The organism is Alkalibacterium indicireducens (genome assembly GCF_039522005.1).
Taxonomy (GTDB): domain Bacteria; phylum Bacillota; class Bacilli; order Lactobacillales; family Carnobacteriaceae_A; genus Alkalibacterium; species Alkalibacterium indicireducens.
The window spans coordinates 1-11283 of sequence record NZ_BAAADA010000130.1; the positions used below are offsets into that span (position 1 = coordinate 1).

The window sequence follows — 11283 nt, forward strand, 5'->3', positions numbered from 1 at the left end:
AGTTCAATATTCTAACTGATCTTTACGGTAAAAGGATAGAACGTCGTTCTTAGGGGTGCGAAACTTGAGTTATATACAATTCTCAACAGCCCTACGACTACCATAATTGCAATACCTATCGAAACGGTCAGGATCAGCTGAAAACTGTCGATCGTTCCACTAGTGACAATACTGACCTGATTTCCTAGTACCGTTAAACTAGGTTCAGCTGCCGATATTATAAAACCGATCAGGAAACCCACAGTAACCAGGACATAGATACGGTTGGATTTCGCTACTCCTTTTCCTATGTATTCTCCAATAGGCGTTATAGCAATATCAACACCGACCAGAAATAGACTAAGGCCGATTACGATAGCTAGAGTGCCTAGAAAAAAGGCGATTAATAGACTTGAAGAAAACGGCACAAGGAAAAAATGAATCATCAGAACAAAGAGAAAGATAGGGGTAACTGAACGTGTGACTTCAAGCATTTTTTCAATTAGTATAGGCATGTCAGATTATTCCCCTTTTTTTTAATTTAAATAACTCCTATCGTTTCACTTAGATCCGCTACAAATAGAATACCGGAGTTTGGTTTTTCCAGTCCTAAAACCTTATTGACTTCTGTAGTAATAGCCTTGGTCTGATCTCTGGATGAAATGATCAGTACCATATCTTTTTCAGGCTCAATTTCCATATTGAATACTTTTTTTGTCTCGTACCCTCCTGCGCCATGTGCCTGAATCACTGTGCCGCCCTGGGCACCTGCTGCCTGAGCTGCCTCCATCACTATTTCAGATTGACCTTCTTTTGTAATTACAACAATCGCCTGAAACATATTATCCGGCTCCTTCGTATCTATTCCTTTATTTTCCATCTGATTCCATTCCTGGTCAAAACCTTGACTGTCAGCTGGATCGATTAGTTCAGATTGATCAGCCGCCTGTTGTTTGACAAGGCCCATTGCACCTGCAAGTGGGAGTCTGAAGCAGATCCCTTTATTTTTTCTTGTCATCCCCATAGTGTCAGCTATATGCATCATTGCTGTCTGAGCTGTCGATTCGTCAGAGATAAATACAGCTATTTCTTTTCGGACTTTATCCAGACCCAGTTTGTTCAATACTCTGCCTTGTACTGTTCCTTCCCCTCTGATGACCGTACCACCGTTAACTCCTTTTTTGGCTGCCATTTTCAGACATGTATCTCCCTGCCCTCTTTTTACAATGCAGCCTACTAATTCTACTTTCATAGTTGTTCACCTCATTTTTTAAGCTACTCTTCCAGTATAACCAATTTCGTAAGTATCTTCCACTTTTGTCAGATTGATTCATTATTAAGGACATGATCAGTCTATTTACTTTTGATAAATGGTTATTTTATAACAAAAAACACGACCACCGTTTTTCCAATAAGGAACTATCGATGGTCGTGTCCACTATTCAATTACGGCTTCATGACATAATTGAGTCATCTGCCCTATATTGTCTAGTTAATCTTATAAGTCTGGTGATGACTGGTCAGTTGAGTCAACTGTTGGTTCAACTGATGGATCTCCTGATTTATTGCTTTCTTTTTCAATTTTTTTATCAGCACGTTCAAGCTGCTTTCTGGCAAAGTCGCGTCCACCAAGTCCAAATGCCAAGGCAAAGGCTACTGCAAGTCCACCAATAATGAACATGAATGCAAAGTTCACGATGCTTGAAGCAAAGTTCAGCTGATCAAGTGCCATGAATACTGCAAAAACGATCAGGATATATTTAAGCATAACGCCTGCAAAGGGACTGCCTGTTGCTTTCTTGATTCCTGAAGCCAGCAATTGTCCTCCAACGAATGCCAGTCCAATGATGATGGCTGCAAACAGTACATTAGGCAGATAAGCAATTACTGCGCCAACGATAATGTTCAACATTTGAAGATTCAAAACATTAAGTGCTTCTACCAGGAAGAACAGACCGATCAGTACAGCAACGACTTGTCCAACTGCATGAGCTAGGTCGATATCCATATTCGCTGATTTTCTTAGATATGAAGAGTACTTGTTGAAACCTGTTCCTCTAAGCAGGTCGGTCACAATGTCTCCAACAAATTTAGCCAGCACCATACCAATAGCCAGCAGCACAACGGCTACAAGAATATTTGGTATAGCCTGAAGGATTGTATTGAGTACATCACTTACCGGCTGAGCAATCGTATCGATATCAAGAACATCCAGTGCAATCAGAATAATTGGTACTAAGATCAGGAAGTATACGATATTAGCCAATACTGATGCAATCGTTCCCTTGCTGTCTTCAACATCTGATGTAGCCGTCTCAGAACCTGAGAGTTTATTCAAGAACCGGTCAAGATTGGCAGCAACTGCAAGATTATAAACCAGATTCTTGACGAATTTAGCTGCATAGAAACCTAATACGAGAATAACAATAGCTGAGATGATATTAGGCAGGAATGCAAATGCCGTATCAAGCATATTCTGAATCGGCTGACCAATTGCTTCAAGTCCGAATGTGTAAAAGATACCTGGAAGGAAGAATACCCATACCAGGAAGTACCCTACTTTACCTAAGGCATTGACCATCGAATGTCCCTGGTTCTCGTTATTAGCTGCACCCCAGTCCTGTAATTTTGATGCAAGACCTGTTGCCTTCAGCCCTTTAATGATTGCTTTCTTCACTAGAGTAGCGACGACCCAGGCTACTAGAATAAGTAGTAACCCCATTAACAAACGAGGAAGAAAATCGATGAACGTGTTCAGTCCTCGCTGAAACGAATCTCCGACATTATCCATATTATCAAACTCCTTTTCCTTTTTTTATTGAACACTTTCAGTATAGCCAAGGTATTAATAAAGAACAAATAATATGCACTGTACTCCACCTAACAGCTTCTTCTGATAATTCCATACAAAAAAGCTGTTTCCCTCTTCTGGAGGAGAACAGCTTTCTATTCATTCAGATCCTGTCTGTCGTTATTCTGAGATTCCCGCAGCTTTCTTATTCTTCAATGTACATATACTGCGACGGTTTCTGATCAAAGTAAAATACACCAACGCCGCCTATGCCTAAATGGGCAGCCAGTACCGCTCCGATATCAAAAATCTGTGTGGTAACATCCGGAAGTTCTTCCTGTACCATTTTTTCGAGTTGCTTTGCGCTTTCAATGTCATTGACGTGACTGATCGTGACCAGCTGATCGGTAAAGCCGTCTATCCCTTTTTTCACATCTTTTATCATCCGCTTGTATATTCGGTCCTGACCTCTGACCAGTTTCTTCAGGTAAATGCCCGTTTCGTTTACAGATAGATAAGGCTTGATATTCAATGCATCTCCGGCATATCCAGCTGCTTTCGGCAGACGCCCACCTTTGACGAGCCATTTCAGATTACTCAAGGTAAAGTGATACTTGATGTGTTCTGTATTTTCTATGGTCTGGCTGACGATGGTTTCGAAATCTTCATTCTTCTTGGCCATTTCCATTGCCTGAAGAGCCAGCAGGGCCCCTCCGCCAGAGCCACCCTTGGAATCGATCACAGCGATGTTCATATCAGGATATTTTTCCAAATACGCTTCCACAGTTGTCTGTGCAACCTGATAGGTCCCGGAAAACTGACTGTAGATAGTAATGTAAATGACATCTTCTCCCCTCTCTCGGCAGGCATCAAGGGTATCGATCACAGTCTTGGGAGAAACCTGAGACGTTTTAGGAAGAATCCCTTCTTTCATATAGCCGTGCACATCTTCCAGAGACAGTTCCACCTGGTCCAGATAATCCTTTTCATTAATAATGACGCTTAATGGCAGAAAGTCATAGTCATATGTTTTTTTCATATAATTGTTCTGGTCGATGCCAGAATCGATCAGTATTCTAATCATGCGCTTTCCTCTTTTCTAATATAAATTAGTCAGTAAGTATCTCAGTAATTTCTTCTTCAGTCAGAGAATCCGTATAGTACCTGTTCCAGACCTCATGAAGATGACTGCTTGAAAAGCCGCCGTATATCGCTGTCAGCTGCTTTTTCCATTTCAGCAGCAGGTCATATGTTTTTTCAGAATGATCGGATGTCTCCTCTTCTCCATCAGCAGACTGATTTCTCAATTCAGTCAACTTATCAGCTGGTTCTTCTCCCTGAGCATCGGACGGGATGGCTTGAAAGACATCCTCTTGTGGCCTGCCTTCATTTATGGCGTCTATCAGCTCAGTCGGAATAATGACGATAGAGCTGTCTTCTACCGTCACTGCAAAAAAGAAGCCTTTCTTTATAAGTGGTGCGAAACTTTTCAGACTTTCACTGTCTTTTACAGGCAGTACGTTCTGATTGCTTTCTGAAATGATGGATAAAACTTCATCCAGAATTTCCTGATAAAGTGTCTGAGCCTGATGAAGAATATGCGGCATCAGCGCTTCAGCGACTTTTATCTTCTTCCAGCTTTTGGGTAGAGTCAGACCGTGACTGCTAGCTATCTGCATCATCTGGCTTTTAGTATAGCCCATCAGCAGATTGATCATCCTGTAGTCTCCGGAATGCTCTTTCAAACTATCGATTGTCGGTTCAGTCATCGCGTTCATCCTTTTAATTAGTTTTGACGGGTCCGTGGTCGCTAAGCTTCGATCCACTCGACATGAAGTATTTCAATTTCATAATGCTCTTCTACATCTTTCAGAGCCGCTTCGATCTGCTGCCGACAAAGCTGACGGTTGCTTCCGACTACGCCGAAGCCCAGCACAGCCTTATTGTGGAGGTCCCACTCGTCAACTTCTGCAGTTGTCAGATGATGCCTGTTTCTAATGCGATGCACGACACTTTTGACCGTGCTGCGCTTGTCTTTCAAGGAGTATGAATCGTAAATCAGAATGGTCAGTTCAACACCCATTAGAATCATTTCAGTTCCTCCTCGTAGTATCTCGTTAAATCGTAGCATGCTTTCGATCCTTGTGCAATAATTGCCTTAATTACATGCAGTTATCTGAACATATATTAGAATACTCAGTCAATTAGGATCATTGTATTGCTTTTCACTTGTATATTCGTTATCTTAGTACTTATGTAAAAGATACTAAAGTGGTTTTTAGGAGTTTTATAAATAATGAAGACATTAAATTTGTTTGACTGGTCTAAAATAGCTTACGTAGCTAGAGGGCTGCTGGTCGGCGTACTCGTCGGAATCGTCGTCAGTCTGTTCCGCGTATCCATCGAGACGATGCTGACATTCATGCGTGATGTTTATGCCTTTGCAGGAAATAATCCAGTATGGATTCTACCATTAATATTAGGTATTGCCATTATAGCATTTATTATTGCATTGATGATCAGAGACGAACCGGACATTAAAGGATCAGGGATCCAGGATATCGAAGGACAGCTTCACGGGGTATTGAAGCTGAACTGGCTGTCTATCCTCTGGCGTAAGTTTGTTGGAGGCGTGCTGTCCCATCGGTTCAGGACTTGCATTAGGTCGAGAGGGCCCTTCCATTCAGCTCGGAGGAGCGGTTGGTCAAGGGGTCAATCACTACCTTAAAGGTAACAAGTCTCAACAGAATATTCTTATTTCTGCTGGAGCAAGTGCCGGCTTATCCGCTGCCTTCAATGCCCCGGTATCAGGAATCATGTTCATACTGGAAGAAGTGCACCATAAATTTTCTAGTGTTCTTCTCCTGACTGCTTTTTCTGCATCAATTACAGCTAACTTTGTTGCCTATACGATTTTCGGTGTGCAGCCTGCGCTGGATCTCGGGTCACTTCTTCAGTTCCCTCTGGAGCATTATGCCCACTTGGTAATCATGGGGATATTTGTAGCAGTTATGGGGTGGGCTTATCAAGAAGTTCTGATGTATATGCCTAAACTTTATCAAAAAATTCCTATTCCACCTTATCTATATGGCTTTCTTCCATTTATTCTAGTTATACCCATCGGAATCTTTCTTCCTGAAATGCTTGGTGGAGGGACAGGTATTATCTTATTAATCAGTTCCGGGCGCATAAGCACACACCTGCTGGTAGGTATTTTCCTGTTTCGTTTCGTTTATTCTCACATCTCATATGGATCAGGTCTGCCAGGGGGAATCTTCATCCCAGTACTCAGCCTGGGCGCATTACTGGGAGCTATTTACGGAAACGGTGCTTTATGGATTACGGGAATCGAAGATATATTCATCAGAAGCTTCATCATCTATGCAATGGGCGGCCTTCTAACTGCCGTGACCAAAGTCCCGCTCACTGCAGTTATGCTGATCACTGAAATGACGGGGACAGTAACGCATCTGATGCCTCTTGCGGTTGTCTGTCTGACAGCGTATGTTGTCGCTGACTTTCTTGGCTCTGATCCGGTTTATGAAGAGTTGCTTCAGAAGAAAATACATCAGATTCCTAAAGTCTTTGAAGGAGAAGTCATTGAATTTGAAGTATCCGTTGAGCCGGACAGTGATCTGGATGGCATGATGGCCCGATACTTAAGACTTCCTTACGGATCGAAACTGGTTAAGGTCAGAAGACACAATAACGAGTTCATTCCGCACCAAGATACGGTATTCTGGTCAGGAGACGAGCTGTTTTTCACAGCAGACAGCGGCTTTGTATCTGAAGTCAAAAAACAGCTGGACAAATTAAACTAAACTAGCTTTAAAGGAGTTTCCAAATGAAACGCTTGAAATTTATCGACTGGTCTAGAATCAGTTATGTCCTGAAAGGGATTCTAGTGGGCGCAGTCGCAGGTGCTGTTGTCAGTGCTTTTAGAATGGCCATTTATACTACATTAAACTTCATGCCGGTTATTTATTCTTATTTAAGGAACAACCCTTTATGGATCATCGGCTGGTCTCTTTTTGTCCTTTTTATAGGCTTTCTCGTTATATTGATGGGAAGAGACGATCCGGATATTCAAGGGAATGGGGTCGCTGAACTCAAAGGTCAGCTTCTTGGAACGCTGAAACTGAACTGGGTGTCTATTCTCTGGCGTAAATTTGCCGCAAGTACCCTAGTCCTGGGGCTCGGTATTCCTGTCGGTCGAGAGGGGCCTTCCATCCAGATCGGCGGGGTCGTTGGACAAGGAATTAACTCTTTTCTGAAAGGAAACAAGTCACAGGAGAGTATACTTATTTCAAGTGGTGCGGCAGCCGGTCTCTCCGCAGCCTTCAATGCGCCATTGTCCGGTCTGGTCATCATCCTTGAAGAGGTTCACCACAGGTTTTCCGGCGTACTTATTCTCACAGTGTTTTCCGCTTCCGTTACTGCGAATTTCCTGGCCTTCCATATTTTCGGGTCACAACCGGCTCTTGCGTTAGGCCGAATGGCGGAGTTTCCTCTGGAACATTATCTTTATCTTGTGCTATTAGGCGTTCTGCTTGCTCTTGCAGGCTGGGTATTTCATAAGGTGCTGTTCATTATGCCGAAAATTTATGCCAGTTTACCTGTTCCAGTTTATCTATACGGCTTTATTCCATTCATTCTGGTTATTCCTACCGGCTTTTTCTGGCAGGATATGCTTGGTGGAGGAACAGGTATCATTACTGATATTGCTTCTGTTCGAACGTCCACAACGATTCTCCTTGCAATCCTGTTATTCAAATTCATCGGCTTCCAGATCGCCTATGGATCGGGTATTCCAGGCGGCATGCTTATTCCAATGCTGACTATCGGTGCAGTACTTGGTGGCATCTTCGGAAATCTTGCTCTTAGAGGAACGGGAATGGAAGATGAATTCATCCGTAATTTTGTTATCTTTGCAATGGGTGGATTTTTCACAGCTATTTCAAAAGCTCCTCTGACAGCTATCGTACTTCTGACAGAAATTACGGGATCAATCACACAGATGATGCCAATTGCTGTCGTCTGTCTTACTGCCTATATTATTGCAGATATCCTAGGTCTTGAACCCGTTGACGAAATTACTCTATATAATAAGACCAACCGCTTTCCCACTGTTTTTGAAGGTAAACTAATCTATATGGATGTCTTTGTCGAGCCAAACAGTTATTTGGACGGTATGCAGATGAGTCAACTTACTCTTCCTTATAATGCTAAGTGTGTAAGAATCAAGAGACACCACAATGAATTCATGCCACACCGTGATACTGTCCTTCTCCCTGGCGATGAACTTCAGATTGCCTGTGATCAGGGATTCCTCGGACAGGTCAAGAAATATATAGATAAGCTGAACTGAACAATTATATAAGGGCCTTATCCGTATATACATTGCTGGACTGGATAAGGCCTTTTTTTCTACTATCAAATTAAAAAATATATGGTAAAATGATTCTCGTACACAGAATTTCAATCGACCGTTAATTAACGTAAAGGAGATTATTATGCAATTCATATGGATGGCAATTAAAGGATTATTTATCGGGATTTCAAATATCATTCCTGGAGTTTCTGGAGGAACCATGGCTGTATCCTTCGGTATTTATGACGATGTGATTCATGCGGTCACTCATTTCAGACAGGAACTGAAGCCTAGTTTAAAAATAATCGTACCACTGGTTATTGGTGCACTGACCGGGGTGGCCGGATTCTCTATCGTCATCGAATGGCTTTTGAGTAGTTACACTTTATATACGGCATTTGCCTTCGTCGGGCTGATTTTAGGTGGCCTTCCGATCTTAAGAAAATCTTTCTACAAAAGTCTTGAAGCTGAGAAGAAAACAATTGGTCCACTTCACTTTGTTCTGTTCATTATCTTCTTCCTGATTGTTACTTGGATGGGAGTAGCTGAAGTGGCCGGGGGCGGCGTACAGAGCGTCAGTCTCGGAATCGGTTCGCTGATTGCTTTGTTCTTCGTCGGCCTCATATCGGCTGCAGCCATGGTCATTCCTGGAGTGAGCGGGTCTTTGCTCATGCTGATCATTGGCTACTACTATGCTGTTATCAATACAATCAACGGGTTTACAGAAGCGCTGGTCAACTGGAACTTTGAAGCACTTGTCCCGGTCACTATCCTATTAATTACTTTTGCATTAGGTATGGTAGCTGGTATCATTCTGATCAGTAAAGTAATCGACTACTTCTTCAAGACGCAGCCCGGCTTCACTTATGCTTCAATTCTTGGACTAGTATTAGCCTCCCCTATTGCAGTAGTGGCTAATACAAATGCATTAGATGACCTGACTGGATCAGGAGCATTCTTTAGATTGGTTGTAGCCTTGGCTCTCGCTGGTGCCTGTTATGCCCTGACTTATGCCCTAGGTAAGACTAAAGACTCAACAGAAGAAATTCCTGAAGAATCCAAGCCTGTTTCAGATCAGTAAATAAATACACAAACAACTTCTATCTCAAGTCTGCTTAATTAGCATAGACTTAGATAGAAGTTGTTTTTTATAGCTAGTCGTCTTCGGGACTGTCCTCGTCTTCTTCATTCTGAAGTTCTTCGATCAATGCTTCCATCTCTGCGATTTCTTCTACCTGGTCCTCTATTATTTCATCTGCCAGCTGCTGAACGCGTTCATCTTCAAAATTCGCACGCTCACTGGTCAGGATAGCAATGGAGTGATGTGGAATCATGGATCTCATCCAGGATACTTCATTAACAGTCGTCTGGCTACGTACTAAAAACAGCATGAGTCCGAAAACGACAACTGAACCTGTCAGTATAATACTGTTCAATTTTTTATTCTTATACATTTTCCACATGAACAGCATCATGACAATCGCCATCACTGCGCCCATCATAATTGCCATATAAACACGTGTCTCACTGAAATACACATGTGAGCGTTCATATGTGTTAAGATACATAAGTCCATACATGATGAGGGTTGAAGTAAGAATCATTAATCCAAAGCGTATATATTTTTTCATTGTGACACTATCCTCTCTTGTTTTTTGCCTGGTTCAGGCTGGTAAACGTCTCGTCATCGTAAGCTACCAGATAGACTGTTTCAACTGAGTAACTGTCTGTTTCGCAAGATCTGATCGTATCGACCGCAATCTCGGCTGCTTCTTCCTTAGGGTACCCGTAGATTCCTGTACTGATTGCAGGAAAAGCTATGGTTTTCAGCTTATACTGTTCTGCCAGACTCATACTGTTCTGATAGCACGACTTCAGCTTCTCCTCTGAATCCGTCATTATAGACCGGGCCAACGGCATGGATCACATAACGGGCCGGCAGATCAAAGCCTTCTGTAATTTTCGCTTCCCCTGTATCAGCGCCATTCAGTTTTCTGCAGTCTTCTTTAAGCTTAGATCCTGCAGCCCGGTGAATCGCCCCGTCCACTCCTCCTCCACCTAAAAGAGATTTGTTAGCCGCATTGACGATTGCATCAACTTTCATCTCTGTAATATCTTCTTTGACTACCTCTATCTTCATTTCTACTCTCTCCTTTATTGTCTGCAGTCTTATAATGCATTGATGTACGTAAATGGTAAAACAACTGATCCTAATTCGCAAATATAACGAGTTCTAAACCATACCTGACTAACTCTATTTTTTATCCCTGGAGCAACTTGAGACATGCTATACTTTCTATTATATATTAGAGAATTCGCAGAAGGAGACAACTATGGAAGTCAAACAGTTAAGCAGTATTTATTATGAAGAAATGAGGCAAATCTTTGTCGATGTGTTTTCAGCTGAACCCTGGAATGACAAATGGGTAGACGACGCACAGGTGGATAGCTATCTGAAGGACCTTACCGATTACGGCAATACCCTCTCTTTCGTCTTGGTGGATGAGTCAGATGCAGTTATTGGAGGAGCACTCGGTTATGTCACAAACTGGTGGGAGGGCCGCGAGTATTATATCAAGGAATTCTTTGTCAAGGAATCCGAGCAGAAACAAGGACTGGGCAGTTTTTTTATGAAAGAGTTATCTGTTCATCTTAAGACTCTTGAAATCGACTATATTACTCTGGTCACTGATTATTCCGTGCCGGCTTTCTCATTCTACAAGAAAAATGGGTTTAAGGAATCGACTGAAACGGCTTTTATGGTCAGACGGACTCCTGACTGATTCTTGAGGTCAGACTCCAGTGGGTAAATCATTTAGTCACCTTGGATCCGCTCCTAAATCAGTAATATAAAAGAGCATGTCTCTCCTGTCACAGGTAACTTACCTGAATACAGAAAAACATGCTCTTATGTTTTTTTTATCAGTATTTACTATGCTTTATTTGTCAGTGTGTTCAGGTTGCATCGTATCGACTTTTTTACCCAACAGAAAGACTACAGCAATAACGGCCAGAAAACCGATCGGCAGGACGATAAAGATATTCATTCCGAATGCAGTTGGCAGATAGCCGATTGAACTACCCCCACTTACTCGCTAACTCTCCTTGAAGTGGGGGATTCCTGAGAACACCAACCTATCGG

12 protein-coding genes and 1 pseudogene are annotated in these 11283 nt (G+C 42.3%); 5 read left to right on the forward strand and 8 right to left on the reverse strand.

The annotated features are described in order from the left end of the window. Nucleotides 1-11 precede the first annotated feature (11 nt). The 6 genes from ABFX15_RS07885 to ABFX15_RS07910 form a co-directional block, all read right to left on the reverse strand. A complete protein-coding gene (locus ABFX15_RS07885; protein WP_346024916.1) occupies nt 12-494 on the reverse strand; it encodes a DUF1538 family protein in 483 nt (160 codons plus the stop codon). 26 nt (nt 495-520) lie between these two features. After that, nucleotides 521-1231, reverse strand: a complete 711-nt coding sequence (locus tag ABFX15_RS07890) for a P-II family nitrogen regulator (RefSeq protein WP_346024917.1) — start codon at nt 1229-1231, stop codon at nt 521-523. Between the two features lie 246 nt (nt 1232-1477). Further along, nucleotides 1478-2770 (reverse strand): mechanosensitive ion channel, encoded by a 1293-nt coding sequence (locus tag ABFX15_RS07895; protein WP_346024918.1) that lies wholly within the window; start codon nt 2768-2770, stop codon nt 1478-1480. A 205-nt stretch (nt 2771-2975) separates the two neighbouring features. Next, a complete protein-coding gene (locus ABFX15_RS07900; protein WP_346024919.1) occupies nt 2976-3854 on the reverse strand; it encodes a DegV family protein in 879 nt (292 codons plus the stop codon). Nucleotides 3855-3879: 25 nt separating this feature from the next. Continuing rightward, nucleotides 3880-4539 carry a hypothetical protein gene (locus ABFX15_RS07905; RefSeq protein ID WP_346024920.1) on the reverse strand — a complete coding sequence of 220 codons (660 nt, stop codon included), beginning with the start codon at nt 4537-4539 and terminating at the stop codon, nt 3880-3882. Between the two features lie 41 nt (nt 4540-4580). Next, the gene (locus ABFX15_RS07910) at nt 4581-4862 is read right to left on the reverse strand and encodes a DUF503 domain-containing protein (protein WP_176759650.1); all 282 of its coding nucleotides are present in this window, start codon (nt 4860-4862) and stop codon (nt 4581-4583) included. Between the two features lie 204 nt (nt 4863-5066). On the opposite strand from ABFX15_RS07910, the gene ABFX15_RS07915 reads away from it, so the two are divergent. The 4 genes from ABFX15_RS07915 (at nt 5067) to ABFX15_RS07930 (ending at nt 9222) form a co-directional block, all read left to right on the forward strand. Continuing rightward, nucleotides 5067-5498 carry a chloride channel protein gene (locus tag ABFX15_RS07915; protein WP_346024921.1) on the forward strand — a complete coding sequence of 144 codons (432 nt, stop codon included), beginning with the start codon at nt 5067-5069 and terminating at the stop codon, nt 5496-5498. Continuing rightward, nucleotides 5395-6591, forward strand: coding sequence for a ClC family H(+)/Cl(-) exchange transporter (locus tag ABFX15_RS07920; RefSeq protein ID WP_346024922.1), 1197 nt, complete (start codon nt 5395-5397; stop codon nt 6589-6591). The genes ABFX15_RS07915 and ABFX15_RS07920 overlap by 104 nt, the downstream gene beginning before the upstream one ends. A gap of 23 nt (nt 6592-6614) precedes the next feature. After that, entirely contained in the window at nt 6615-8138 is a 1524-nt protein-coding gene (locus ABFX15_RS07925) for a ClC family H(+)/Cl(-) exchange transporter (protein WP_346024923.1), read from the forward strand. A gap of 145 nt (nt 8139-8283) precedes the next feature. Next, a complete protein-coding gene (locus tag ABFX15_RS07930) occupies nt 8284-9222 on the forward strand; it encodes a DUF368 domain-containing protein (protein WP_346024924.1) in 939 nt (312 codons plus the stop codon). Between the two features lie 73 nt (nt 9223-9295). On the opposite strand, the gene ABFX15_RS07935 is transcribed toward ABFX15_RS07930, so the two are convergent. Together ABFX15_RS07935 and ABFX15_RS07940 are read right to left on the reverse strand one after the other, a co-directional pair. Beyond that, nucleotides 9296-9772 carry a DUF305 domain-containing protein gene (locus tag ABFX15_RS07935; protein WP_346024925.1) on the reverse strand — a complete coding sequence of 159 codons (477 nt, stop codon included), beginning with the start codon at nt 9770-9772 and terminating at the stop codon, nt 9296-9298. A gap of 7 nt (nt 9773-9779) precedes the next feature. Then, nucleotides 9780-10281 (reverse strand): annotated as a pseudogene (locus ABFX15_RS07940) (O-acetyl-ADP-ribose deacetylase). Nucleotides 10282-10474: 193 nt separating this feature from the next. Here ABFX15_RS07940 and ABFX15_RS07945 point away from each other — a divergent pair. Then, on the forward strand, nt 10475-10924 hold the full coding sequence (locus ABFX15_RS07945; protein ID WP_346024926.1) for a GNAT family N-acetyltransferase: 450 nt from the start codon (nt 10475-10477) through the stop codon (nt 10922-10924). Nucleotides 10925-11283: the final 359 nt, after the last annotated feature.

Excerpts from the sequence above, each read along its gene's own strand:
- ABFX15_RS07885 (WP_346024916.1), bottom strand. The coding sequence starts at position 494 with ATGCCTATACTAATTGAAAAAATGCTTGAAGTCACACGTTCAGTTACC.
- ABFX15_RS07890 (WP_346024917.1), bottom strand. The coding sequence starts at position 1,231 with ATGAAAGTAGAATTAGTAGGCTGCATTGTAAAAAGAGGGCAGGGAGAT.
- ABFX15_RS07895 (WP_346024918.1), bottom strand. The coding sequence starts at position 2,770 with ATGGATAATGTCGGAGATTCGTTTCAGCGAGGACTGAACACGTTCATC.
- ABFX15_RS07900 (WP_346024919.1), bottom strand. The coding sequence starts at position 3,854 with ATGATTAGAATACTGATCGATTCTGGCATCGACCAGAACAATTATATG.
- ABFX15_RS07905 (WP_346024920.1), bottom strand. The coding sequence starts at position 4,539 with ATGACTGAACCGACAATCGATAGTTTGAAAGAGCATTCCGGAGACTAC.
- ABFX15_RS07910 (WP_176759650.1), bottom strand. The coding sequence starts at position 4,862 with ATGATTCTAATGGGTGTTGAACTGACCATTCTGATTTACGATTCATAC.
- ABFX15_RS07915 (WP_346024921.1), top strand. The coding sequence starts at position 5,067 with ATGAAGACATTAAATTTGTTTGACTGGTCTAAAATAGCTTACGTAGCT.
- ABFX15_RS07925 (WP_346024923.1), top strand. The coding sequence starts at position 6,615 with ATGAAACGCTTGAAATTTATCGACTGGTCTAGAATCAGTTATGTCCTG.
- ABFX15_RS07930 (WP_346024924.1), top strand. The coding sequence starts at position 8,284 with ATGCAATTCATATGGATGGCAATTAAAGGATTATTTATCGGGATTTCA.
- ABFX15_RS07935 (WP_346024925.1), bottom strand. The coding sequence starts at position 9,772 with ATGAAAAAATATATACGCTTTGGATTAATGATTCTTACTTCAACCCTC.
- ABFX15_RS07945 (WP_346024926.1), top strand. The coding sequence starts at position 10,475 with ATGGAAGTCAAACAGTTAAGCAGTATTTATTATGAAGAAATGAGGCAA.